This window comes from Levilactobacillus huananensis (assembly GCF_003946145.1).
Lineage (GTDB): Bacteria > Bacillota > Bacilli > Lactobacillales > Lactobacillaceae > Levilactobacillus > Levilactobacillus huananensis.
In genome coordinates this window covers 1-26,403 of the sequence record NZ_RHOC01000016.1, presented here as the reverse complement: position 1 = coordinate 26,403, position 26,403 = coordinate 1, and the positions used below count along the sequence as shown (strand labels likewise).

The 26,403-nt window shown below is 48.4% G+C and carries 24 protein-coding genes; 5 read left to right on the top strand and 19 right to left on the bottom strand.

The window, feature by feature from the left end:
• Positions 1-83 precede the first annotated feature (83 nt).
• Positions 84-1,499, bottom strand: coding sequence for a cytosine permease (locus tag EKM71_RS09985; RefSeq protein ID WP_125574472.1), 1,416 nt, complete (start codon positions 1,497-1,499; stop codon positions 84-86).
• 28 nt (positions 1,500-1,527) lie between these two features.
• A complete protein-coding gene (locus tag EKM71_RS09980; RefSeq protein ID WP_125574471.1) occupies positions 1,528-1,968 on the bottom strand; it encodes a nucleoside 2-deoxyribosyltransferase in 441 nt (146 codons plus the stop codon).
• Between the two features lie 350 nt (positions 1,969-2,318).
• Here EKM71_RS09980 and EKM71_RS09975 point away from each other — a divergent pair, with 350 nt between their 5' ends.
• Positions 2,319-2,795 (top strand): PH domain-containing protein, encoded by a 477-nt coding sequence (locus EKM71_RS09975; protein ID WP_125574470.1) that lies wholly within the window; start codon positions 2,319-2,321, stop codon positions 2,793-2,795.
• Entirely contained in the window at positions 2,782-4,218 is a 1,437-nt protein-coding gene (locus EKM71_RS09970) for a PH domain-containing protein (protein WP_125574469.1), read from the top strand. Before EKM71_RS09975 ends, EKM71_RS09970 begins: the two co-directional genes overlap by 14 nt.
• A 296-nt stretch (positions 4,219-4,514) precedes the next feature.
• On the opposite strand, the gene EKM71_RS09965 is transcribed toward EKM71_RS09970, so the two are convergent.
• The 9 genes from EKM71_RS09965 to EKM71_RS09925 form a co-directional block, all read right to left on the bottom strand.
• Complete coding sequence (locus tag EKM71_RS09965; protein ID WP_125574468.1) at positions 4,515-5,465, bottom strand: ABC transporter permease; 951 nt, start codon at positions 5,463-5,465, stop codon at positions 4,515-4,517.
• 11 nt (positions 5,466-5,476) lie between these two features.
• The gene (locus tag EKM71_RS09960; RefSeq protein ID WP_125574467.1) at positions 5,477-6,370 is read right to left on the bottom strand and encodes an ATP-binding cassette domain-containing protein; all 894 of its coding nucleotides are present in this window, start codon (positions 6,368-6,370) and stop codon (positions 5,477-5,479) included.
• Entirely contained in the window at positions 6,367-6,741 is a 375-nt protein-coding gene (locus tag EKM71_RS09955) for a GntR family transcriptional regulator (RefSeq protein ID WP_125574466.1), read from the bottom strand. Before EKM71_RS09955 ends, EKM71_RS09960 begins: the two co-directional genes overlap by 4 nt.
• 157 nt (positions 6,742-6,898) lie before the next feature.
• Positions 6,899-7,627 (bottom strand): DUF975 family protein, encoded by a 729-nt coding sequence (locus EKM71_RS09950; protein ID WP_125574465.1) that lies wholly within the window; start codon positions 7,625-7,627, stop codon positions 6,899-6,901.
• A 173-nt stretch (positions 7,628-7,800) separates the two neighbouring features.
• Positions 7,801-8,016, bottom strand: coding sequence for a hypothetical protein (locus EKM71_RS09945; protein ID WP_125574464.1), 216 nt, complete (start codon positions 8,014-8,016; stop codon positions 7,801-7,803).
• Between the two features lie 210 nt (positions 8,017-8,226).
• Positions 8,227-9,855 carry an ABC-F family ATP-binding cassette domain-containing protein gene (locus EKM71_RS09940; RefSeq protein WP_125574463.1) on the bottom strand — a complete coding sequence of 543 codons (1,629 nt, stop codon included), beginning with the start codon at positions 9,853-9,855 and terminating at the stop codon, positions 8,227-8,229.
• 132 nt (positions 9,856-9,987) lie between these two features.
• Entirely contained in the window at positions 9,988-10,848 is an 861-nt protein-coding gene (locus tag EKM71_RS09935) for an AraC family transcriptional regulator (protein WP_125574462.1), read from the bottom strand.
• Positions 10,849-11,598: 750 nt separating this feature from the next.
• Positions 11,599-12,792: an MFS transporter gene (locus EKM71_RS09930; RefSeq protein ID WP_125574461.1), complete on the bottom strand. Its 1,194-nt coding sequence runs from the start codon at positions 12,790-12,792 to the stop codon at positions 11,599-11,601.
• 168 nt (positions 12,793-12,960) lie between these two features.
• Positions 12,961-13,839 carry a LysR family transcriptional regulator gene (locus EKM71_RS09925; RefSeq protein WP_125574460.1) on the bottom strand — a complete coding sequence of 293 codons (879 nt, stop codon included), beginning with the start codon at positions 13,837-13,839 and terminating at the stop codon, positions 12,961-12,963.
• A gap of 116 nt (positions 13,840-13,955) precedes the next feature.
• Here EKM71_RS09925 and EKM71_RS09920 point away from each other — a divergent pair, with 116 nt between their 5' ends.
• A complete protein-coding gene (locus EKM71_RS09920; RefSeq protein ID WP_125574459.1) occupies positions 13,956-14,984 on the top strand; it encodes a YeiH family protein in 1,029 nt (342 codons plus the stop codon).
• 44 nt (positions 14,985-15,028) lie between these two features.
• Here EKM71_RS09920 and EKM71_RS09915 read toward each other — a convergent pair whose 3' ends face one another.
• Complete coding sequence (locus EKM71_RS09915) at positions 15,029-15,637, bottom strand: cadmium resistance transporter (protein ID WP_125574458.1); 609 nt, start codon at positions 15,635-15,637, stop codon at positions 15,029-15,031.
• Between the two features lie 70 nt (positions 15,638-15,707).
• Between EKM71_RS09915 and EKM71_RS09910 the strand changes: the two genes are divergently transcribed.
• Positions 15,708-16,046: an ArsR/SmtB family transcription factor gene (locus tag EKM71_RS09910; protein WP_125574457.1), complete on the top strand. Its 339-nt coding sequence runs from the start codon at positions 15,708-15,710 to the stop codon at positions 16,044-16,046.
• 240 nt (positions 16,047-16,286) lie between these two features.
• Here EKM71_RS09910 and EKM71_RS09905 read toward each other — a convergent pair whose 3' ends face one another.
• The 7 genes from EKM71_RS09905 to EKM71_RS09875 all read right to left on the bottom strand — a co-directional run bounded on the left by EKM71_RS09905 (position 16,287) and on the right by EKM71_RS09875 (position 24,941).
• Positions 16,287-17,822: a multicopper oxidase family protein gene (locus tag EKM71_RS09905; protein ID WP_125574456.1), complete on the bottom strand. Its 1,536-nt coding sequence runs from the start codon at positions 17,820-17,822 to the stop codon at positions 16,287-16,289.
• 97 nt (positions 17,823-17,919) lie between these two features.
• Complete coding sequence (locus EKM71_RS09900) at positions 17,920-19,713, bottom strand: heavy metal translocating P-type ATPase (RefSeq protein ID WP_125574455.1); 1,794 nt, start codon at positions 19,711-19,713, stop codon at positions 17,920-17,922.
• Between the two features lie 134 nt (positions 19,714-19,847).
• Positions 19,848-21,137: a collagen binding domain-containing protein gene (locus EKM71_RS09895; RefSeq protein ID WP_125574454.1), complete on the bottom strand. Its 1,290-nt coding sequence runs from the start codon at positions 21,135-21,137 to the stop codon at positions 19,848-19,850.
• A gap of 161 nt (positions 21,138-21,298) precedes the next feature.
• The gene (locus tag EKM71_RS09890; protein WP_125574453.1) at positions 21,299-21,703 is read right to left on the bottom strand and encodes an iron-sulfur cluster biosynthesis family protein; all 405 of its coding nucleotides are present in this window, start codon (positions 21,701-21,703) and stop codon (positions 21,299-21,301) included.
• Between the two features lie 256 nt (positions 21,704-21,959).
• Entirely contained in the window at positions 21,960-22,328 is a 369-nt protein-coding gene (locus tag EKM71_RS09885; protein WP_125574452.1) for a GntR family transcriptional regulator, read from the bottom strand.
• Between the two features lie 25 nt (positions 22,329-22,353).
• Complete coding sequence (locus EKM71_RS09880; RefSeq protein ID WP_125574451.1) at positions 22,354-24,168, bottom strand: FtsX-like permease family protein; 1,815 nt, start codon at positions 24,166-24,168, stop codon at positions 22,354-22,356.
• 11 nt (positions 24,169-24,179) lie between these two features.
• Positions 24,180-24,941, bottom strand: a complete 762-nt coding sequence (locus tag EKM71_RS09875) for an ABC transporter ATP-binding protein (RefSeq protein ID WP_125574450.1) — start codon at positions 24,939-24,941, stop codon at positions 24,180-24,182.
• Between the two features lie 196 nt (positions 24,942-25,137).
• Here EKM71_RS09875 and EKM71_RS09870 point away from each other — a divergent pair, with 196 nt between their 5' ends.
• Positions 25,138-26,088: an aldo/keto reductase gene (locus tag EKM71_RS09870; protein WP_125574449.1), complete on the top strand. Its 951-nt coding sequence runs from the start codon at positions 25,138-25,140 to the stop codon at positions 26,086-26,088.
• The last annotated feature ends 315 nt before the right edge of the window (positions 26,089-26,403 follow it).

Below are 26,403 nucleotides of genomic sequence, written 5' to 3'. Positions count from 1 at the left end.
ACCCACTCCGCACATTCTACTCATTCGGATGGTCACGAATTCGACTAAAACAACGACTTCATTGTCGTCGCCTAGCCGATGAGCTAATCTTCCGCAATAGCCTGAGCAGGGATTTTAGCCGTTGTCACCGACATGCCGATCCAGTAAATCAAGGCCGTCAAAGCCATGGCAATAAATGTAGCCCCCACTGTATCTGCGATCACACTAACCTGTTTGAGGCCCCAGTATGAGGCGACTCCCAGAGCCCAGCTCGCCACAGCTACCCAGTTCACACCATGAACGTACCAGTAAGCACCGCGAATAGTCGTAAATTCCTTAAGTTGATAACGACGACGTTTCAAGACGAAGTAGTCAAGCAAGAAGATGGCAATCTCGGGTCCCAAAAACATGCCGATTCCATCGAGAAAAGTTTCGAAAACGTCCAGGAAACTAGCGAGATAAACCGGAATAAAACTCACCGCTGTCGCCAGAATTGTGACCACCCACAGACTCACATTTAGAGAAAGTCGATGCGTGATATTAGTTAAAGCCGACCCAGCAGACATTAGGTTCACGGCATTGGCTGTCGTACTGGTTAAGACAATCACCAGCAGTGCAATCACCCCAAGTCCTAATTTAGCGGCTACCGTACTGGGGTCAGAGTTATTCGGATCAAAATGGTTCAATGACACGGCCGTCCCAATCGTGGCAAAGAGCCCAATCAAGGCAAACCAGAAGAGACCGATGTTGGCTCCCAGAAATGACGCAGTCGTCGCTGCCGAGCGCTTGTTCGTAAACCGACTAAAATCAGAGGCTGCTGTGACCCAGGCCAGATTAAATGCCGCCAGAGTATCCGCCGCCACACCAGAGGACATCTTCAAGGCATGAGGTGGTTGCCAACTCACAATATCATGGAAGGACACGGTCTGAAAGACAACGACCGACTCCCAGAGAACGAAGACAACGACTAGAACAATGCCAATCCGTTCGATCAATCGAACCGACCGCTCCCCCATCGAGATACTCAAAAGATGGAGTACACTCATGATGACGATCCCCACAATGAGGCCAAAAGTGCCACCTGGTTTGCCGTAAAGCGGCCAACCGAAGAGCTCACCAAATATGTAACTGATTGACGTCGCCGCAATGAAGGTATTCACTGCTGCCCAGCCAATGAACTGAACGACGTTAATCAACGATGGAACAATGCTCCCCCGCAAGCCAAACGACGCGCGAGTCAGGGCCATCGCGGGCAATCCTGTGCGATAACCCATGTAGCTGGCTGCAGCCAGCAATACGTATGCCAGAACCCCGACGACCATCAGAGTCGTCGAAGCCGTCAGGAACCCACACGCCGCAATGACCCCACCGATATACCAGGTCCCATTGTTGGCATTGGCCCCAATCCAGGTCGCAAATAAATCCCAGTTCCCCATGCGACGATTCTCACGCGGTACCGCGTCGACGCGTCCATAGGTCTTGGCTGGTGCTTTAACCAGTGATTTGACTTCCTGTGCCATGTGTTAATCCCTCCTTGATTGTCATGAATTACAGCACTTTTCCGGTAAACGTGTTGCTAGGTAACTGCTGAAAATCATAAGTTGTGAGAGCATTCACATCTTGGGTATACCAGTGCAGGCTTTCCGAAATCATCAAATTAACCTGTTCGGTCTTCTCTTGTAGGACGATAATTGGCTTGTGACTCATCGTGGCCACCCCCAGCTCATAGGCCGTACCGGAATCGACGTTTTCAGCCTCAAAGTCAATAACTGTCACAACGATTTGTGCCGCCGCAATTTGATCCATATCACGGTGATAAATCTCAGTTGCCCAGGGCTTCGTGAATTGTTCATGTTCAGCGTCCTGGTGCAATCGTGGCGAGTAGAAATCAACAACTGTGGGATTGGCTTCTAAGGCCTGTTCTACCCGTTGAACGCGATCGATTTGTTCGGGACTGAAGAACGGACTTGCAACATAAATTTGAGCCATTATAAATTCCTCCAAGTAGGTATATTCAATCCCCGGACCTACAAAAAAAGCGGCCGAATCCCGCGAGGATTCCAGCCGCTAGCACCCACTGGTCTCCCAGTAGTTTCTACCGCACCTTTGTTAGCCTCACGGGACTAACTTCAAAGGACTGTTTGCTTATTGGACAATATTATACGGACCTCTGACCAAGTCGTCAAACCCTAAACCACCATCATCTCGCTTAGGTTAATCGTTTCACCTGCCGCGATGACTGGTCTAGATCGCCCATCAAAAATATTTTTCTTTCGCGATGGGTTGTCGCCTCACGCCGTCCTTGTTACACTGTTTCTAACAAGGAGAGGAAGTTAATCATGCCACAAACACAACACCCGCTACCCAACCGAATCAAGCTGATTTGGGGAATCAGCGCCAGCGGTAGCCTACTCGTTCTACTCGTCGTAACCGGCCTATTCTGGCTGGCTCAGACCTACTGGGATTGGGCGGCCTGGCTGACCGTCACGATGCTCGTTATCGCTGTTGGTGAACCAATCATTGAAACAGCCCTTATTCCCTATCGTTACCGTTTCACCCGCTACATGATTGCCGACACCGCCGTTGAGATGCAGGCCGGCTTCATCTTCAAGAAGCGCGTCGCCATCCCTATTGCTCGCGTCCAAAACGTGACACTCAATGCGGGGCCCTTACTCCAGTGGCAGAAGTTGTCTAAGATCACCGTGTCCACAGCTTCCACGACCCACACCATTGACGGATTAGAGCTAACAACCGCCGAACAGTTGCGCGATCAGATCATGCAACTCGCCCGGGAGGCCCGTCATGACCAAAACTAAACGAACCCACCCCTTAGGCCTCCTCGACCATCTCGCCAAGTCGGTCAAAAATTGGTGGCCACTCTTTCTTATTATTATCGCGCAGTCCCAATCTTGGTGGGGCAAGCTCCTCATCCCCGCGGCGATCCTCATCTTTATTATTTGGCCCCTGATCAGTTGGTGGTCCATCAGTTATCGGGTCACCCCAACGGCCCTGGAATTTCACTCTGGCATTCTGGTTCGCCATCATGAGCATATTCCGTATGTCCGCATCCAAACGGTACAGCGGAAGCAGTGGTTCTACTTGGCCCCCTTTCATTTGGAGGAGGTTTCGGTTGAGACGGCCAGCCACGAACAAGGCAAACCCGAGGTCCGACTGGCCGCAGTAAAGCCAGAGGTTGCTGCCCTCATCGAGCGCTATCGCCAAGCAGTCAACGCTGCCCCAACCGACAGTACCACAGCGGCATCTACAGAATCAGTCGCTATCCCCACCATACAGGCCACTTATACCCTGTCGACTCGGACAAAATGGCAATTCGTCCTCACGTCAACGGGATTCATCCCCATTCTCTTAGTAGCTTTGGGAGTCTATGGCAAGCTCCCACACAACCTTATCGAACGTTTGGGATCGGACTTGGCCCATTTAAGTGGTCTGTTTCTCATCATTGGTGGTCTGGCGATTGCGCTGATCGCATGGCTTTTCACGGTAGTCATGCTTCTCATTCGCTACTTTCATTTTCGAGCTATTCGGACCGGTGACAAAATTCAGGTTGCCAAGGGGCTCTTCCAACGCAACACAATCACCGTTCCCTTACAACGTATTCAAGCGGTTCGTTTCAAACAGAACATCTTTCGCCAATGGCTTGCGATTCAAACGACCCAACTCCTCCTAGCTTCCCGCGCGGCAGCCGAGGACAATAACGACGATCTGGTTCTCCTGCCTGCCGTCACCCTGCAACAAAGCTATGCTGATTTGCGACCTTTCGTCGACTGGGCACCGACCACTTCCCCGGACGTATCGGCCCTAAACGTGACCAATGGTCGTCGTTGGCTACTGGTCCGCAATGCGTTACTTATCGCCTTAGTCCCAGTCGCCATCGCGACTTGGCTCTGGCCGACTTGGAATGCCCTCTTTGACCTGGTCTTAATCATCGCCTTTGGTCAGGGGCTGTTTGCAGCCAATAATACCGGAGGCGGCATAGTCAACCGTCATCTTTTGGTCTTACGCACTGGCCACTGGTGGACCCGCGAAACCTACTTGGTCCCGCTGGCTAAAATCCAGTCCGTTCGCCTACGTCAGTCGATCTGGATGAAACGAACACACCTCATGCACCTCACTGTCAACGTCCGTCACGGCAATCGTAATCAAGCGATTGCCTTGCGTTATCTGACTGCAGAGCAGGCCGAATCTATCTATAATTGGTACCTCACAAACGCCATTTAAATCATGCTTTCGCTATGCCCCGCCAAGAGAGGTTATCCCCCCTTACGCGAAACACAATTGTCAATTAGCATCCAGGCGCCCGGATCACGCCTGCCTCCCATCTGGCACAACCGTTATCTGAACAAGCCTATTGGTACCTATGCTTGGTACCGTTGGACCAAAAGAAAAGCACCGCTGGCAAAGTTACCAGCGGTGCTTTTCTTTTGTCGTTCAACCGTTCCCCAACGGGCAAACGCTCCCCCTTGAATGACTGACTTCCCCAAGCCATAACCATTCGATGTTTCTATTTTTAATTCCTACTCTTTAGCCTGTTTGCTTTCTCGCCATTGATGCCACTTCTCACCCAACCGGGGCCGCCAAAGCCAACCATAACCAAAGAGAGCCGCTAAAATAAAGGCCACTGCCATGGTCATCCCATCGGCATCGTAACTATACAGCCACGTCACGTACACCACAAAGACAATGTATACCGGAACCCGTAAGCGTGGGAACAAAAGATATTCCCCATTATGTTCGAGTGATAAATGCTGATACAGTGCGGCTCCCCAGATAAAAAGGACCACGGCGGACACGAGCCAAGTGCCCGCGCCGACCCACGGCAGGGCCGCTTTTGAGACCTTTAACCAGGACCCACTTAAGATATTACCACCAATTCCACTTAAGCCAACTAAAGAAAAAGTAAAGCCTGAGATCGTCACAATGAGTGACCCCGTCTGGCCAACAATGAGCGCGGCAAACCAGCTCAGAGAGAACATCCCAATTGAGATGGCCAGGCCCATCGCCCAAGACGTGATTAGTCCCGGCCAAGCCAGCGTGAATGTCGTGCCAGCTGGCTTGCTGAGCCAGTAAAGAAGATATTGAATGGCAATAATCACAACTGACATTCCCAATAAAGTCCCGAGGGCAATTCGAAGCTTGGCCCAGTACACCTTTAACCGACTGAACCCACTGCTGAAGAGAAATTCATTGAAGTGATCGCGTAGGTCGAGGTGCATGATTTCCAGGCCACCCAACCAAAAGGCGAAGATCAGCCACCAGGAATAGGCAGTAAAGTAGCTTCCCCTGTACACTTGCCATTTATGAATCGACCCCGAAACAATCTGAATATCAGATCCTGAGATCTGTTTCAACGTATGAAGTAAAATCAAGGTCATCATGACGGTCCCTAATAAGGTAATCCCCCCAATGACAGCCATTAATTTACGGTGCCGTCGCCAAATTAAACGATCTAACTTATTGCTAAACATGTCTGCCCCTCCTACTTCATCAGTTGATAACCGGTCTCGTGCGCTAAGTTAGCCCGAAACAGGTCTTCCAATGTTAATGGTAATTCCTCAAACAACACGGGGTTCAGGTCCTTGAGGGCCCGATCAATTTCCGGTGTGTAATCGGTAATGACCACCACCAATACCCGCCCAGAAACTCGAATTAACTGGCTGTGTTCCTTTAAGACCGTTGGAATAACCCGGTCATTGAGTACAAGCTGAATCTTCTTAGCTTTGGCCCGGATGTCTTCCAGATTATAATCACGAACTAACTTACTGTCCTTCAACAACAATACCCGGTCACTCAACCCGTCGAGTTCATTCAAGTCGTGTGATGAAATCAAGAACCCCTTCTGCTGATCGGCCACCTCGTCAATCACCATCGAAGCGATATTTTCACGAACGATCACATCTAGCCCGTCAAAGGGTTCATCAAGGATGATATAGGTCGCATTAGACGTCAAAGCCAACACTAAATTAACCAATGCGCGCATTCCCTTCGAAAGACGACGATATTGACTATTTCGATCGAGCTTAAACTCAGCTAACAATGCTGTGAACCGTTGTTCGTCGAATCGGGGATAAACTGCCTTGAAAAAATCTGGCAATTCCCATAACCGATAATTACTTAAGAAGTTATATTGTGTGTCGATAAAGAACAATTGCTGCTGACGACTAGGGACCTGCTGGATATCCTGACCATCCACCGTCACATGCCCGGCTTCTGGGACGTAGTGATGCATCATGCTTCGAAATAGAGTGGTCTTTCCAACCCCATTTCGACCGACCAACCCGAGGATCTCTCCGGGTGCCCATTCAAACGTAATCTCCTGGATGATCTGTCGACCACCGATCTCTTTACTCAATCCTGCTACACTTAAAGTCACTGTTCTTCCCCCTCATAGGCCACTTTAATCCAACTCACAACGTCTTCTAAGGGCACGCCGAGATATTGAATTTCCGTCAGTAGCGTTAATAATTGCTTCTTGGTTGCAACGACTTGCGCGGAATCTCCGGCCGGTGCCATGGCCTCTCGCACGTAAGTCCCCTTGCCATGAACTGTTGAGATGACGTGCTGGGATTCCAACTGTTTATAAGCCTTGCTCACCGTATTAGGATTCAACTGTTCCTGGCGCGCCATCTCACGCACCGACGGTAACCGGTCTCCCGGTCGCAAGATTCCCTGAACGATTTGCTGTTTTACCCGCAATACCAGCTGCTCGTAATAGGGCAGACCGGATTGATCGTTAACTTGCATGCTCTTCACCCCTTGGTTTGGCCATCTGTTCTGTGTGTACTATTATACCTAGTACAGTTAAAAAGACAACCCCTAAGACGAAAAAAACAATCACCCACGTTGTCCAGCAGAAAGAGGGCCCGCTAAACCGCTGCCCTCCCGTTTTGATCATCTTAAGTTAAGCTTTCGGCCCTTGATTCCCGGTAAAGGTGCCCGCTGACGACGTCTCTTCATCACGAATCACCAGCTGGTTATAGAACTTGGCCCGGGTCTGGTCATAGTATGGCTGAACGAACAATGCCGCAAAGCCAAAGGTAATTCCCTGCAACATCAGCCACCCAATAAAGCTCAGGTCCAGGATGAAGAGGAAGGCCTTGTTACCGTTCATCAACCGACGAGATTCCGTAATCGCCTCTAATGGCGTGATCGGATCGTTCCGGTCAATGGCATCACGATAGATATAAAATGATTGCGAATACGCATAAGCTTTAATCATCCCTGGAACAAAGAATAACAGACTCCACAGGAAGGTAAAAATACCTACCAGAATGGCAATAAAGAGCCAGCCTAAGAAATACTGTCCCTTGTCAAATAAGGCAAAACTCCGTTGAATCGGGTTATCCATGGTGACTTTTCCCCGATCCAAATCAATCATAGTCAATTGGGAACCCACCCGCATGATTGACGAGGCAATCGTTAAAACACCGGCCAACGACAGACCACCGCCCAACACGAATCCAGAATTATTATTAATAGCCATAATCCAGTTCATACTGCGTTGATAGGTCAGACCCCCAATGAACCCCAAGGCCAGCCAAAGAATAGTTAGTAGAAAATAGAATTTGAAATGATCCAACACCTGAGCTTTAGCTCCGAGCTTAAAATCAATGCGGTCCTGTGAATCCATGTGAATCTCCTCCTCTGATGATTGCCTCATTGTAACATAATTGTAACAATAAGTTTAGGGGGCTCCTCTAATTTACTTCGATTCACCATTGCTAGATTAATACAGGAGAATTGGGTCCGCAACCCACAAAAAAACAGCCACTCATTTTCCGAGTTGCCGTTTCTAAATTTCATTTACTGACGACTCGATCCACTCTGGCTTGGCATGCCGCTTGGTTTGCTAGGACGCTTACCCATCCCCTTGGGGGCATTCTTCATCTGCTGCGTTTGGGCAGACTTGGCCTGTTGTTGACCCAGCAGGTAACCTGTCCCCCCACCGCCGATAAATAAGAGAACTCCTGCCAAGACAAAGACTAACCAACGCTTGGGGCCTTGATGGCTTGACTTCATAACACACTCATCCTTTCTGAATCTCGTGACTTCGTTCATGACAACCAGTCTAGCATTGAGAGCTTAATGGGAACTAAACGACACGATAGGTCTAAGACATCGCGGATCGTAAAAAAAAGGAACGACAGCTGTCATCCCTTTTGCTTTTTGAATTTTGATGGTCGAAACGTGCGTCAGAAGGTAGCCAGCATTAAGACCGGTTAACCATCTTTATTCGGCGTACAGCGCTGCGACCTGATCCTGAACCTGTTGGTGGCCCAAGAACTCATCATAAGTGGTATCAGCTCGGTCAACGATTCCCTTTGGTGAGACTTCGATGATACGGTTGGCAATCGTTTGAATGAACTCGTGGTCATGGGAGGTGAAGAGAATGCTACTCTTGAAGGACACCAACGCGTCATTTAAGGCCGTGATGGATTCCAAGTCCAAGTGATTAGTTGGGTCGTCTAACAGGAGAACATTCGCCTTGCTCAACATCATCTTGGATAACATTGCCCGAACCTTTTCCCCTCCGGACATCACGTCAACTTCACGATTGACATCGTCACCAGAGAACAGCATCTTCCCGAGGAATCCACGGAGGAAGGTGTTGTCACTTTCTTCCTTGGAAGCAAATTGTCGTAACCAATCGATCACAGACATCTCGTTGTCAGCGAAGTAGTCGTTGACATTCTTGGGTAGGTAAGTTGTGCTGGTCGTTTGACCCCAAGTAATGGTTCCACTATCGGGTTTCAACTCACCGGAAATGAGTTGCATCAGAATTGTGGTTGTTAAGTCATTTCGACTGATGAAGGCGACCTTCTCACCTGGACGTAAGGTAAAACTAACGTCATCAAGAATCGTGACGCCATCAATCGTCTTGCTTAAATGTTCCACGCGAACCAGGTCATTCCCCAGCTCCCGTTCTGGATTGAACGAGATAAAGGGGTACTTACGAGAAGATGGCTTGATGTCATCCAATGTAATTTTTTCAAGTTGTTTCTTCCGTGAGGTAGCCTGCTTAGACTTCGAAGCATTGGCACTGAACCGAGCCACGAATTCTTGCAATTGCTTAATTTGGTCAGCCTTCTTAGCGTTGGCGTTAGCCTTCAGCTTAGCAGCCAATTCGCTAGATTCCATCCAGAAGTCATAGTTTCCAACAAACAACGTGATCTTTCCAAAGTCCACGTCACACATATGCGTGCAGACCTGGTTCAGGAAGTGACGGTCATGAGAAACAACGATAACGGTGTTTTCGTAACCCGCCAAGAAGTTTTCCAACCAGCTGATGGATTGGACATCTAACCCATTGGTTGGTTCGTCCAAAAGTAAGACGTCGGGATGACCGAATAAGGCTTGCCCCAGTAAGACCTTCACTTTTTGGGGTTCCGTCAACTCACTCATCGGAACTTGGTGAAGGGACTCATCGATACCCAGCGATTGTAACATTTGGCTCGCTTCGGCTTCGGCTTCCCAACCACCCATTTCGCCAAATTCGGCTTCAAGTTCGGCGGCACGAATCCCATCTGCGTCGCTGAAATCAGCCTTCATATAGATGGCATTCTTCTCAGTCATGATGTCATAGAGCTTCTTGTACCCTTGCATCACGGTGTTCAAAACCGTTTCATTCTCGAACGCAAAGTGATCTTGGTTCAAACTGGACATCCGTTCATTCGGGCCCATGGACACCGTTCCAGTCGTTGGCTTGAGCTTGTTCTCAATGATTTTCAGGAACGTGGACTTACCGGCGCCGTTAGCGCCAATGACTCCATAACAATTCCCCGGGGTAAACTTAAGATTGACTTCGTCGTAGAGCTTCCGGTCGGAGAACTGCATACTGACATTATTGACGGTTAACATGAACGATACCTCCTGTGATTTTCGCGTAAAAAACCAACGCGTCAATTAACGGCAACGTTGGTTCTGCACTCGTATTCGTTGTGTTATGTTGGCCCAGTCTACCATAAATACCCCATACAAGCAATGGTTACGCTACGACCAGGCTCGTTGTGCAGCATAACGTTCACGATAAGTCATTGGCGTCATTTGGAAGTGCTGCTTGAACGTCACAAAGAAGTTCTTTTCCGTCCGAAAGCCCGTCTTGGTCGCAATCGTTTGAATCGAGTCCTGAGAGGTCATTAGAAGTTCCGTGGCCCGTTCCAAGCGAATTTGACCCAGATAAGCTTTAGGGGCCACGCCCATGTACTCTTTGAAAAACCGAGAGAAGTAAACGCTCGAATAGTTCAGTCGTTCCGCCAAGGCCGCAATCGAAAAGGCCGTGCCATACTGTTCCTGGATCTCGGTAACGGCCTGTCGGAGGGGCTTCGGCAATGGCAGCTGGTCATTGTTAACCTGTCCATTAACCTGCAAATGCTTTAACAATTGACCCACCAATTGATATTCCGCACCTAGACTCGCGAGATAGTCTGCCCGTTGATCGGGCTCCGTCACGGCATTGGTAGCTAGCGTGTCCACTGCACGTCCCAAATCACGGTATGGGTCTGTTCTCAGATCCAGGTCCAGCGGTCCCCAAATCGGCAGTTGTTCGTCTTCAACCACATTGCGTAACCATGCTGCGGGTAAGAGAAGGGTCACAATTTGATTATCTTCGTCTAGATAGGTCTCGTAACTGTGTACCACTTCCGAATTGATCACGTAAAGGTGGTGATCTTGCATCTCAAACGTCGAGTTCCCAATGTGAACCGTGCCCGGCTTGCCTCGATAGGCATAAGCCAACTCGACAGAATTGTGCCAGTGCGGTAGAACCATTTTGGGTCCACAAGTGCCGTGATCGATAACTCTCAGCGGCAGTGCCATCGTATAATTCAGTCGTTCGTGATACGGCTGTGGCATGGTGATTCCTCCCTTTCAAATTTAAACCGACGCCACCATTACTGACGTCCCCATTCAACTAGACCAATCTTCTCAATTACGCTTAGTATTAGCATAACACGTACAGGACCAACTAGGTTAAAATTAGTAACCTACTCCTTAAATTGCGGGATTCACCAAATCCATAATCCCCCATATAATGTACTTGTAACATCCGGATGGATACAAATCATTTGATGCCTGATGAGTTCTTCCAACGAGACTCATCTAGGCTCTTACAATGGTTTGTTTGCCGCTTCAGGTTGTTTCTACGCTGCTGGGGGGTAACGCGGAACACCATCGACCGTTTAGTTTGTTCGTGCCGTAACGCAACAGCTAACGCCATCCCGGTTCATGACCACACGTTGTCTCTTTGGGGAGAGACAACATGACTGACACCAACCAACTATTGCCAATTCACTAGCTTTCTTGGGGAGGAAGCTGACGATGCGGTTGTTCCAACAGAATAGGCCATGGCCAATCGGAGGCTTTGGGGGAGGCAGCTAGCTTTGCTAGCTGCTTTTTGTTTCGGGGACAGTTGCTAACAGACAAGTCCGGTGATCTGAGGTTAAAGACCTGGTTGCCTTCACTTAGACGACCTGTATTTGTCAGATAAAAAAGAGCCCGGAGGTTGGCCCTCCAGGCTCTGATAGTGTTGGTATGGTGGCGCACCAGTCAGTTCTGCTTAACACTGATAAAGCTCGCTGGCTAAACGCCTTTTTCACGCTTTTTCTATTCTACCGATTGCATCGCTTCAGGACGTTTCAACAGGAACGCCATCAAGTAAGAAACGATGAGGAAGCCCGCCACGACCAGATATGGGTAGTGGGGGTTCATGTCTAGTAACATCCCCGACATGATAGGGCCGACAATGTTCCCGATACTCGTGAGTGACATGTTCAAACCATTAATTAAGCCTTGGTTGGATTCGCTGGCTTTAGTTAACAGTGTCGTAATGGCTGGACGAAGTAAATCAAATGAGGAGAAGATGATCAACGTCGCAATCATGACGGCAATCTTTCCGTGAGCCTGGGTAATCCAAACGACACAGATGGCGGCCAGGAAGAAGCAGACCCGAATGACTCGCCGTTCACCCCACCGACTAACCAGTGTATCAAACATCGCAACTTGCAAGAATAATGAGATTAAGCCATTAAGGGTCAACACTAAAGCGATGTTGCTTAGGCTAAAGTGGAACACTTCATTGACGTAGATACTATAGATACTTTCAAACCCTTGCAGACCAAATGAAGAAACCAGAATCATGGTAAAGAGAATGATGATGGGAACCGTCCAGAAAGCTCGGCTCATTGGATGGGCCGAAGGTTCTGCAATTGGATCATCAATCTTGGCCATCGTCTTCTTGGTTTCAGCATCGCTCGGCAACAGGCTGATCAGGACAATTGCACTGATTAAGCCCAATGCACCGGCGGCCCAGAATGGGGTTTTGTAACTAATACCGGCCAAAATCCCCCCAATACCGGGACCCAGGATCAGTCCCCCGCTAAAGGCGGCGGACAACCAGCCAATAACTCTGGCTCGTTGATGCTTCGTCGTAATATCGGCAGCCAAAGCCATCGCGGTCGGAACCACCATGGCAGCGGATAACCCACCGATTAATCGCGAAATGTTAAAGACCATTAATCGGTTGGTCAAGGCAAACAGCACTTCGGACACCATAAACATCAGGAGTCCAGCGGTCAGTACTGGCTTCCGTCCGATGCGATCGGAGAGCCGCCCAATGATTGGCGAAGCCACGAATTGGGCAAAAGCAAAGAGGGAATTCATAATTCCCATATCGGTGGCGGTCAAATGCAATTCATTCTTGATAAATGGCATGACCGGAATGACTAAACTAATTCCCAGACAGACTAGGAATTCACTAAAAATTAAGATAAAAATGGCCCGTTTCGTTTTTTTCGTCACGGTGGCTCACCCCTTCTCTGATTTTTGACGACAATAGTATTACTATATCAATATTTGACGGTGTTTGTCTAATCATCTGCTCAGCAAGTGAGCAAAAAAAGAGAGTTTGCCGGCATCGCACGTTTCGGCAATATGAACTTTTAAGTGGCCGCTAAGCCGCTACTCCTATTATTTTCGTAACCACTCTCCCCAATTCCGGCAATCATCAGCCAAATAGCTGTCGCGAGGATAAACCAGATCCAGGTCATGTCTGAGGTGCCCTGCTTCTAGTGGCAACACGTGAAGAACTCCGCGAGCAACGGCTGTAGCTACCACCGAGCGGTATACGAAACTGATGCCACTCCCCTGCGCCACCAACTCCCGGATAGCCGTGGGATTATTAACGGTAACAATTTGTGAAAATTCGGTAAGTGACACATTGGCTGCTCCCGCTAGATGCAGGAGAATTTCGCGACTGCCGGACCCCGTCTCCCGTACGATCAAAGGATAATTGAGAAGATCACTCCAGCTAACCGCGGGTAGCGCCGCTAAGGGATGGTCAGCTGCTACCACGCCAACAAAGGGTTCCTGGCGAACGACCTGATAATCATATTGATTCTTATCAAAATTACCTTCAATCAACGCAAAGTCACTCGTTCCTGTGGTCAACGCGGCCAAGGCGGCCTGAGTATTCGTTACGCGGCAAGTAATCTCCTGATAGATGCCAGCTTGTTGAAGGTGTCCGATCAATTGTGGCGCCAGAAATTCACTGAGGGACAGCGTGGTACTGAAGGTTAGACGCTTTGGCGTCCGCGGGTGATTGAGGTGATCGATCACCTTATCCGTTTGAACCTGAACGCGCTGTACCAAGTCGGCCAACTCCCGTCCTGCCGGGGTGATCGTTAAATGCGGCCGCTGATAAGTGACAAGCGACACTCCCAATTCCGCCTCTAAGCTTTTGATCTGTTGCGAAACAGCAGGTTGGGTGATGTAGAGTTGCTGGGCCGTTTGTGTGTAAGACTGAGTGGTTGCCAGCACTAAAAAAGTTTGATAGCGATTGTCGATCATGCCTAACTTCCTCTCCTTGTATAACCTATACTTATAACGTTATTATTCATTCCAATTTTAACTTATGATGAGTTTCCGGTAAACTAAGACTTATCATTTTTGAGGAGGAGAACATCTTGGATATTCATACAACCCTTAGCACCCGCAGCTTCTGGTTCGCGGCCGGCGCAACACTCATCTGTGCTGTTTTAGGCAGTGAACTCGCCCAACTCCCTTACTTAAACCTGGTGGGTGCCCTCGTGCTCGCTCTCTTGCTTGGCATGCTATGCCAGCTGAGTCCCCGCACCATCGCCGTCAGTCGGGATGGCATTGGCTTTATCAGCAACAAATTTCTACGTTTAGGTATTATTCTCTTAGGGTTTAAATTAAACCTGATTCAATTGGCACAGGCCGGTATCAAGACCATTGCCTTGGCCGCTGTCGTCGTCACTGGAATGGTCTTTCTGACTTACAACCTCAGTCGTAAACTCGGCGTTGACCGCGAACTGGCAATTCTCACGGCTACCGGGACCAGTATCTGTGGAGCCGCCGCTGTCATGGGCGTCTCACCCCAGATCAAGGTCAGCCGAGACAAGGCCGAACGTCAACGAGAGAATGAGGTTCTGGCCGTGGCGATCGTGGCGATCCTGGGAACCGTGTTTACATTGATTGAAATTGGCTTAAAACCCTTACTTCATTTGACTGCTGTTCAATTTGGGGTCATGACTGGAGGATCACTCCACGAGATTGCCCATGCCGTAGCCGCCGGAAGTGCTGGTGGTCCGGTTAGTCTAGACACTGCCATCATTACTAAACTTTCCCGAGTCCTGTTACTCGCACCGGCAGCCCTCATCATCGGCTGGTGGTACCAAAAACAAACGACCACAACCGCTACCGCTGAACACACCAAACTGCCAATTCCTTGGTTCATGGCTGGTTTCCTATTGACCAGCATTCTCGGAACCTGGTTACCGCTAAGTGCCGCTACGCTAGCTGGTCTAGTCAAGTTAGCTTACGTCTTCCTGGGAATGGCCATGGCCGCTCTGGGAATGAGCGTAAACTTCCGCGTCATTTTCCAACGCGGTGGCAACGTCTTTCTCGCCGCTACCTTATCCTCAGTTGTTCTCCTGACTGGGGTCACGATTGCTAGTAAATTATTCTTTTAAATTCAAAAATGCGATCAGGATAAGCTCCCGATCGCATTTTTAATTTACGCTAATAAGTGAAGTAAGTGGATCACCGTTCCGCTATCCCATAAAATATACAGTCCAATTAGGATATAGACGGCTACGGTAATATAGCGCCCTTCTTTTTCTAGAATAGTCGCTACTCGAGGTAGGCACGCCAGTCGATAACCAATTTCCCAGAAAATCACGACCATGACGACAAACGTCAGGAGAATCAGCGGAATCGCACGCGGAGCCACCGTGGTAAATAATGGCACGTAGATCCCAACATTATCCGCCCCACAGGTCGCCATAGTGATTAGCGCAACACTGCCAATTAGGCGTTTCGGATCCGAAACTTTAGCCGCAATCGCATCGGTATCGTCATCATCCCCCGCAACCCACAGCTTGAGTCCCAGAAAGATTGGAATTAACCCTAACAAGCCTAATAACCACGGTGCTGGTACAAATCCCAAGAAGAACGCGATGGCGAGTGAGCTGCCAACCAACACAATAGTTCCTAAAAAGTCACCAATTAAGACTAACCAACGGTCTTCATGCTTTACGCGGCCAAAGATTACCATTAGAATAATTAAGTAGTCGAGTCCGGTTGAAATGTACGCTGTGACTCCCGTTAAAATTGTTTTTAGCATGACGCATCTCCCAACATATGTTATCCATAACATATGTTACCATGATCATATGAAAGGAGCAAGCTTTTTCATGTCGGCAACCGCTCAGAACGTCCATTTAATCCAAGAACCCGCACTTGATGCCTCTCAGGATATCTTCAAGCTCCTGAGCAACACCACACGGTTACAAATCCTTTACCTCTTAGAGCAAAAGGAACTCAACGTTAGCGATCTCAGCAATCTGTTAGCTGTCGAACAATCCATTGTCTCCCACCAGCTTGCACTCCTGAAGAAGGAACAACTCGTGACCTCTCGTCGGGTAGGCAAACAAAACTTCTATCAACTTGATGATCCGCATATTCTGGATATCATCAATGAAACCCTGGCGCACGTGGACCACGTGTTACGTGGAAAGAAGCATGGCCAATAAAGTAATGGCGCGTCGTTCTCAGTGACCTGTTGTTGCCCGTTTCGACACTATCAGTTCAGAAAATTTCAGGAATCAACGACAACTTGTCGTGGGTTCCTTTTTTGTATTCGTATGGTTGCCCGTCCATTATTCGCTGCTGAATGAGTGGGGTTAGCAAAAGCAAGGGCTCCTGACCGACCTTGTCGACCAGAAGCCCTTGCTTCTCTAATGCTCAGAGTCTAAACGACTTGCTTCGCACGCTTACATCTTCATTCCCATCTTCTCATAGGAACTCATCCCAGCCAAATGGAGATCCTTAACGTCGATCCCACGTTCTTCAGCGATTGCCTTCATTAACGTCTCCATATCCATCAACTTATAAGTCTTGGGATTATCGGGATCATAGGCTTCGATTTGGGCCATCATACCGCCATCTTCGTGTTCAATGATATGGCAGTGATACATGTAAACCCCAGTGTGGTCAAACCAGACCTTGATACGGACCGTTTCACCTGGATTGACACCAACCGTGTCCTTTAACCCATGTTCATTGGCGTATGGTTCGTGACCATTTCTGGATAAGACTCTGAACTGGGTCCCGTGCATGTGGAATGGATGAACCATCCCACCGTCCATATCATTTGTATTCGTAATATCCCACAACTCAACATTGCCCACCTTTTGGCGAGCATCAATGCGTTGCATCTCGAATTTCTTGCCATCCATCATAACTGCTTCATCCATCCCAGACATGACGACCTTCCGGACTGGCGTATCAGCCGTAACCTCTGGGTCTGGAATATCTACCAAGTGGTCTGGCAATGTGACATCATCTGCGGCAAAATCATGCACTCGAAAATGAACTAATGGCACGTCATCCGAATAAAGTGTTACCGTCTTCCCAGGTTGAATTTTCCCAAAGTCAACGATAATTTCAGCACGTTCAGCACAAGTTAACATCAAATGCGTGAACGTCACTGGACTTGGCATGACCCCCCCGTCGGAAGCGACCTGCGTAAATGGCAGATCGTCACTAAAGTGAAGCCGCCACTCACGTCGATTGGCCCCATCCAAGATTCGCAGACGAAGCCGCTGTGTCGTGACGTCAAAGTAAGGATTGATAGTCCCATTAATCATTGCCGTCGGTCCTTGAACCCCATCGGGATCGTAGTCAGCGTCATAATCCCACTGATTATCCTCGTGGAACCGCCGGTCTTGTAAGACTAGTGGAATGTCATCCACGCCGTAGTTGCGTGGAAATGGCAACTTGGCTTCAACCTCGTCGGTAACCAAAGCTAGTCCCGCGAGTCCATGCCAGACTTGTTCAGCCGTTGATGGACATGGATGAGCATGTAGCCACAGGGTCGCTGCAGGTTGATCGACTTTGAAATCAATGTGCCGGGTCTTTCCCGGATAAACAGGGGCATGACAGCCACCATCCGTGTAAGGTCCGGGAACGTTCAATCCATGCCAGTGGAAAGTCGTCAACTCAGGCAAACTATTCTTCAGATCAATGTGCATGGTCTTGCCCTTAGCAAACACCACCGTTTGACCTAATAAGCTACCGTTGTAGCCCCAGGTCTTGGTCTTCTTACCTGGTAATAGTTGGGTTTCTCCCGCCTGAGCTTCAACCGTGTAGTAAGTATCCGTTGCGGTCTCCTTATCTGGTTTCAATAAGGGCGGAATCCGCAAGGGTTGTTCAGGTATAGTGGGTTCTTCTAACGGAACATAACCACCATCATGCGTATTATAAGCCGGTTCATCAAAGAAATAATCGGTGTAGATTGATTTTGTCATCTTTCAGGCTCCTCTTCAATTTAATTGAGACCACTTACACACTTATCATACCGCAATCCCCATAGCTTAGAAAAGTAACGTTCTTGTCGACTCGCAATTAGCGGTCCACCCGGGCTCGTAGTGCATAGAGAATTGTAACGGTATCAACAACTTCTTGGAAGACTGCCCCAATAATCGCTGGAATCACCCCGAAGCTGGCAATCAACATCAATCCAGTACAGATAAAAATCCCTATCAATACGGCTTGTTTAGCAACACGCATCGTATCCTGAGCAATCTTTCTGGCCACACTGACCCGGGTCAAATCATCCTTAAGCACGACGGCATCGGCAGACTCACTGGCCGCTGTGGCCCCGTGAGCACCCATCGCAATGCCGACATCGGCCGTTGCCAACGATGGTGCATCATTAATCCCATCTCCGACCATGGCGACTGGTCTTTGATCACCGGAAAGATCCGCCAATACCTTAATCTTATCCGCGGGCAGACATTCTGCATGGATCTGATCAATCCCAACTTCTTTGGCAATCGTTGCCGCAATCGGACGCCGATCTCCGGAAATCATGAGGAGGTGTTCTACCCCTGCCTGGCGTAAAGCGTGCATCGTCTCCTTAGCCTCTGGTCGAACCCGGTCGGTAAAGCTGACGTAGCCTTGATAAATACCGGCAATGGCCACGTAAACCGCCGTTTGATCCGGTTGTTCAACCTGATCGTCGGTGACGAAGCCTAACTTACCGACTCGGACCTCTTGCCCATCAATCATCGCATGAACCCCTTGAGCTGTGGTTTCATTGACATCACTGGCGGTCAGCAATGGTGCCTTGTTCGCTGCTACCAAAGACTGCGCCAACACGTGACCTGAGTGTTGTTCTGCACTGGCTGCAAGCTGTAGAAGCCGGTCATCCGTCAGCGCCGTGACTGGTACCACACGGTCCACCACGAGACGCCCTTGAGTAATCGTCCCAGTCTTATCGAACGCGACGGTTTTAACTTTTGCTAATTTTTCTAAAGTTGTCCCAGTCTTCACGATAATCCCGTTTCGACTGGCCCGACTCATCCCCGAGATCAGGGCAATCGGTGCCGCCAAAATCAAAGGACAAGGTGAAGCTACAACCAAGACTTCTGCGAACCGCACGGGATCTTTGGACACTGCCCAAGCGATTCCCGCAATCACATATGCTAATAAGGTAAAGGGCACTGCATACCGGTCGGCTAACCGAACGAACTTAGCTGGCCGTTCCTCAGCCTGTTTGACTAGTCGCACAATGTTTTGATATTGACTGTTGTCTGCGGTCTGGTCGGCCCGGAGTTCCACGGCGGCCTCCCCATTCAAGCTCCCAGACATGACGGTCATCCCAACCTGCTTGTCGACTGGCCGGGCTTCTCCGGTCAGTGAGGACTCGTTGACCGACGTCGGACCTGTCAGTAGCGTTCCATCAACTGGCATGACTTCACCAGGTTTTACCAGGAGGCGGTCACCCACGGTAATTTCACCGACAGCCACGTCTTCCCACGACTCACCCACGGATCGGTGTGCAGTCTGAGGTGAATTGTTCAACAAGTCCTGAAGTTCACTATTGGCTTTGCGCGCGGCAAAGTCTTCCAATGCATCCCCACCAGTCAGCATCAAAAGCACAATCAGGGCCGCCCAATACTCACCGACAGCTAGGGTCGCCAGGACCGCGGTAATCGCCAACAAGTCGATCCCAAACTTTCCAGAACGCAGGGTTTGAACCATTTCCACAAACATTAAGAAGGCCAACAATAAGCCCAGCACCGTGATAATGATCTGTGCCAGATTTCCCCGCTGCAGGCCGAACTGCAGCCACACAGCAATGACGCCCAATATAATTACTGCCCAAAACTCTTTATATTGTCGTAAGTGTTTCATCCCACTCATCCTCCTCAACCGCTCTGACTATCCTGAGTATAACAGAGCTTGTGATTTTTTCCACTTAATAATCATTCTAGACTAAAGGCCCAAGCAACTTTGCTCAGGCCTTTGGTAAAAAACAGCTCTAATCGTTAAAAATGACGCCGTAAAACAGCACTCAGTGAAAATAGAGTTAAGAATCCAGCAATGGTTATGAACCACCCAGTGTTATCGTTTGTCTGTGGTAATTTAGCGTTCGTTTTGCTGGTCGTCTTACCCGGTGTCTGGGTAGTCGTTACCTTAGCGGCAGCCTTCTTAGCTGTCTTGGCCGTGACCTTTTTGCTAGGTGTTTTCTTTTTCTTATTCTTATCCGTTGATGGAATTTTATCTTCCACGAAACCATCATCAACGTCTGTTGTCCCAGTCCCAGTGTCTTCATCCGGGTCCTCTTCGTCAGTTTCAACTTCATCGGTACCATTGTCCCCACTACCGGAACCACTGTTTCCAGTAGAAGAAGAAACCTTTCCATTTGCTTCTTCAGAGTTCTTAGAACCAGAAGTACCACCACCCCAAGTCATGATGGCATTGTTTTTAAACTTATAGCCGGAATGAATCAATGACGGATCCGTCACCTTGGTGTAATAGTCAATGACGATCAGATGATCGACGGTATCATTAAAGACCATATCAAAACCCTTATCCTTGTAGGTCACATCATAGTCAGTGCCTTCTACCAAAGCAGGCTTCTTTCGCTTGTAACTGGTCTTAGTAGACCATTCCCCATTGCTGACAGTCACGCCCGGAATCAGCTCTTGATTGGGACCAATGGTGTCACTAATCTTCAAATTTTCCAAATCAACTTCGTTACGGTCAACCAAAATCGTCCATTTGATGGTGCCATCATCTTGAATAACACCCTTCTTAGACAGATTGGCTTCATCTGCAACCATGTTAATTTGCGAGGTACTACTCCCATTGTTCTCAAGTGGGAAGACAACATCCTTTTCCCCATTATCCTCGTAACGATACTTGGTGGAGAGGTTCAGAATCAACTTATCATTAGTCTTTCCCTCGAGTTTGTCATTCATCGTGATGACAACTCCCGTATCAGAAACAACGGCTTCCCCAATCTCAACACCAGTTTCATCATAGACTTTAAATGTGTCACCTGGTCGCTTTCCCTTTAGGTTCTCTGGGAAGTCCAATGTAATCGTATCGCCAGCATTAATGGGCGTCGCTCCAAAATCCAACTTATATTGAATATCAATCGTATCTTTGTGTGTAAAATCCGGACCGTTCGTGACACTCGCTGACGTGGTAAAGTCTGCCCCATTGTGGTGTGTCGCCGCTTTAGCCGGTGACGCAATTTGGCTGACAATTAAAACCAGCGCTAAACTAATTATCCCAACAATTAATCTCCAAAATTTACTATTCCTTTTCAAAAAATCCCCTCCCACAACATTTACATCATTAAATTATACGCGTATTGTCAGCCTATTCGCAACAGTGTCCAGACAGGTCCTCAAAACTGAGAGGGAGTCTTCCGGCCTCAACCGCTGAAAATAAAAAAAGCCCGGACATTTGTCCGGGCTTCACCAATTTCTTAGCAGATTCGAGTACCTAGTGTCTGCATCTCCCGCTTCAAATCCAGGTCAGACTTCTCTTGTGCCGTATAGGTTATTAAGCCTACCGCACTGTCCAAGATACCTGTATCGTCACGCAATGCTAGCTGATTAAAAACGCGATCCAGAATTAAACCATTCCCCAAATACAAGGCTGTATCCGCATTGGTTCGAATGTTCAGACCAGCCTCATTGTCAACGATTAACGGGTATGCAGAATCACCTCCGGCTAAGGCAACAAACTGGAATTTATCACCGATGGCGCAAGTGCCACCAACCGTCGAATATCGATTGGACCCGTCATCTGTTGTCAACAATAGTGTCATGCCAGGTTTAACGTGGTCCGTCAGGTAAGTTTTAGCGGCATCTTTAATTGTAATAAACATAAACCGTTCCCTCTTTCGTAAGTAATCATTCTAATCGATTGTACACAATCTACTATACGAGGAACTCCTCCCAATGTAAATCATAACGACTTTTAGGCCTCCGAGAATAGTGTTGCCTCTCCTTGCCCTACGTATTTCATAGATGATAACCGCCCGCAACATAAAAGAGTCTAGGTGTTTTGTCCCAGACTCTTAAACGCTTGCTTTTAAATTATGATCATGGTGTGTCAGAAAACCGTCATCTTTGACCACCCACTTAGTCTTCATACCCACGCTTAATCAGTGCGATCACTTCATCTTCCGACAAATTGAGCTTACGGGCCTCACTCGTGAAACGACTGACATAACGATCATAGAACTCTGCGCGACGTTTCTCACGAATCGTTTTTTCAGCGTCCGTGGTGACAAACATCCCAACACCACGACGCTTTTCGATCACACCCGCCGTTACTAATCGGTTAATTCCCTTTAAAACCGTTGCCGGGTTAATATGAAATTCTTTGGACATTTCAGTCGTGGACGGCACCTGTTCCCCCGCCCGATAGATCCCGGTAAAAATCGCCTCTTCCACCTGTTCTGCAACTTGCAGGTAGATGGGTTCCGGACTATCGAAATTAAATTTCATTTTCATTCCCACATTCTTTATGAACTCACTTGTGATCCGCCGTGGCCGGGGCCTGAGGCAACACAATTTGCCAGTACAGAGCGAGCGTGACGAGATAGTAAATCGCGTACAACCCGATAAAAATGGCAAATGTCCCACCGATTCCGAGATACGGACTCATTGGCTTGGGCATCAACGGCTTAAACATTTGGAGACCGAACAACACGTCGATTACTCCCATGATACCAGGAATCATGAATAAAATCCCAATTTCTTTTGCGATCCCGTTGCGCATTAGGCTGTGTCGAACCCCTACCTTGTAGAGCATCCGGTAACGTCGCTTGTCACCAGGTGCACCGGAGAGGATCTTAAACATCAAACAAGATGCCAACATCGCTAAGAAAGCAATTCCTAAGAAGTACCCCATGAATTCAAGTCCTCCAAAGAAAGCTAACATAAGTTCGTAGGACTGATAGTTCCCCACAGTTAATTCACTGGCATGTGGGAAGCGCGCCAGCTCTATCTGGTTGAGCTTCTTCAAAGTTGGCCGATCCTTCTCAATATCTTTGACACGAATTGTCGTCACCGAAACGGTCTTCCCGGGCTGCCGAGCAAACTTGGCAGCCTTGAGCATTTTAGGCGTATAGAAATTATTCTGTCCCATCACGGCCATGCTAATAAAATCAAGGCTGTTAAGGTCAGTCGGCTTCATTTCTGCCGCTGTTTTCTTCTCATACTTAGGGGTCATGGTCCCTTCATTGAATTCGTAAGGCTGTTGCTTGAACTCGGCGGCATTGTAAAACACCGTCTTTCCTTGACGCTTCTGCGTGTAGGTGGCTTGAGTAGCCACGTCCAGCTTACCGATCAACTGCTGTTCCTTAGCCGTCTTATTGTGAATAGCTACGGTATAAGAACCAAAGTTGTTGGCTAGGAGTGGTAATTGACGATGATAGCCAGATCCCACCGTGATGGCACCTAACGCCATCGCAAAAAGTAAGGAGACGATCGTTAACATCCGTGTATAGTTGTAGACCCGAAAGTTCAGTTGTCCCATCAGGAAACCGTTAAGGTGCGTTTTCGCCCACTTCGTCTGACGTAACCACCGAATAATAGTCAGCAGGGTGGCACGGAATAACAGGTAGGTTCCCAAGGTAATGGTCACGATGGCGAATGGAATCGCCGCTATCTGCAGCAATTTAATCGACGCTAATGCCCAATACCCTGCTGCCAGTAACAAAAGGCCCACAATGCCAGCAATCATCTGTCGAATGGGTTTGATTTGTGGTTGGTTCGCCTCTTCATCGGCATGCAAGAGCTTGAGAACCGTTGTGCGCGTCAACTTAACCAGGTTAAATAGCGATGCTGCGATAAACAAACCAACGTACAGCACGGCGGTTGCCACAACCGCTGGCAGATAGAAGGACACCAGATGTGCCAAGTGTAACCCCAGCGCATTCAGCAGAAAACCAACGAGGAAACGGCTCATGAGCAATCCCAAGACAATCCCGATGGCCGTGGCCACCGTTCCCAAGATCAACGTTTCCAAAAAGACCAACTGACCAATCCGCCGTTTTTTGGCCCCCAACATCATGAAGAGCCCATAATCGTGTTGCCGCATGCTAAGTAAGAAACTATTTGCATACATAATGTAGACTATCGTAATTAAAACCAATAAAACAGCCCCAAAACCGAAGATAAGCATGGACTGTCCCACTACCCCATTGGCCTTAACGAAGGCCTTATTGGTAGCAAGGTTCGCAAACATATAGAAGATCGCCGCAGACATGGTTAGCCCGGCCAAAAGCACCAGGTAGTCACGACGCCGATTCTTAATTCCGGCTAATGCTAATTTCCCTAACATTCGTTTTCCCCCTACTCGTTAAACGTGCCCAGCTCATTTAAGATTTGCTGGTAAAAGGCACTCCGGTCCTGATCACCACGTCGAATCTCTGAGCCGATCAAACCATCCTTGATAAAGAGAATCCGTTGACAGAAGCTAGCGGAAAACGGATCGTGTGTGACTAATAGAACCGACATGTGTTGTTCTTGGTTAATAGTCGTGAGTAAATCTAACAACTCACGAGCACTCGTGGAATCTAGAGCTCCCGTAGGCTCGTCCCCCATGAGAATTGACGGATGATGCACAATAGCTCTAGCCGCAGCTACCCGTTGCTTCTGACCCCCGGATAACTCGGATGGATATTTCTGTAAAAGATCAGAAATCGAAAGCGTGTTCGCCACTTCATGAATGGCCTGATCCATAATCTTAGAAGAAGTTCCCTTCAGGGCCAATGGTAAGCCAATATTTTCTTCGGCTGTCAGACTTTCTAACAAATTAAAGTCTTGAAAAATGAAGCCGACTTCTTGTGCCCGAAAATCTGCGAGCTGGTTTCCTCGCATCTTCGTTACATCATGACCATTCACCATAACGTCACCCTTGGTTGGCACGTCTAATGTTGACAACATGTTTAGTAGCGTTGTTTTCCCAGAACCAGAAGCCCCCATGATCCCGACAAATTCACCGGAAGCAACTTGAAAGTTTAGCCCCTTCAAGGCCTGATACTGCCGTTCGTTGGCTTTACCATATGTTTTTTCTAGGCCGTGTACGTCGACCACTGCGTTACTGCTTGTCATGATTAAAATCCCCTTACTCTTTTAAAATAGATTTGATTACGTGTGTTGGTTAGTTACTTGTGTAATTAACTATAACGGTTCTCGGAATAAAGTCAACCATTTTTAATGAATAAAGGGCTTTCACGCGAAATATCGGCTGATTTGCGTTAAAATTATTAGTGGATTTGTAAATCTGTTTGATAAAGGAGTTTTATTGATGAAACAATTACGTTTAGGTGGGACAAACTGGCAGTCTTCCGCTGTCGCCCTAGGGATCATGCGGATGGGTGTCCTCGATCAATCAGCCGCAGTAAATGCGCTTGAGGCTGCTCATGATGCTGGTATTACCTACATCGACTCCGCAGATATTTATGTTAATGGAAAGTCTGAAGAAGTCTTTGGTGATGCTTTAAAAGCCTCCGGTTTAAACCGGGACGATTTCTACATCCAATCCAAGGGTGGGATCATCGTCGACCCCGAACGAAGCCACGACGATCTGGTTTTCGGTAAACGCTACGACTTCTCGAAGCAGCACCTGATCGACGCCGTTGATGGCATCTTGTCACGGATGGGGATCGACTACCTCGATGCTTTCCTGCTTCACCGGCCAGATCCATTGATGGAACCTGAAGAAATCGCTGATGCCTTCAATACCTTACAGGCAGCCGGTAAGGTTCGTCACTTTGGGGTCTCCAACTTTAACGTTCAACAATTTGAAATGTTACAAGAGGCTGTCGACCAAAAGTTAATGTTTAACCAACTTCAATTTAGTGCCGCTCACGCCGGTATGGTTGCCGCTGGTCTTCACGTCAACATGGACGACAAGCCAACCTCTAATGACTTAGGGATGTTGGAATACGCGCGTCGCAAGCACGTGACGGTTCAGGCATGGTCACCATTCCAATATGGCCTCTTCGCTGGCATGTTTATCAACGATCCGAAGTACCCTGAATTGAATGCCGAATTGCAAAAGTTAGCTGACAAGTATGGTGTCTCCAAGAACGGAATTGCCGTGGCCTGGATTCTACGTCACCCTGCCAACTTACAAGTCTTGCTTGGAACCATGAATCCGGATCACATCAAGGATAGCGCGGCTGGTGCCGACGTTAACTTGACCAAGCAAGAATGGTACGACGTCTACTTTGCCGCTGGCAATGATTTACCTTAAACATGATGGGCCACAAGTGGTCGCCGAAGACTAACCGCCTGTTGGCGTCTGCTTCAGTAGTCTGATTTAGAAATACCTACAGTAAAAAAGCGCCGTAAACCCGATTAGGGATTTACGGCGCTTTTTTACTATCGTATTCAAGAAGACTTATTAACCCTCGCTGACTCCCTTTTGACGCTTATTTCGGCCAGGTTCGTTCGGCGGACACAAAAAGCCTGAGACCTCTGTCCCAGACTCCTTCCTACGTTTAGTCAAGCTCTGTAAATAAAACATTTTGAAATTTTGTGTACACTAAATAGTGTCTCACCCAGAACA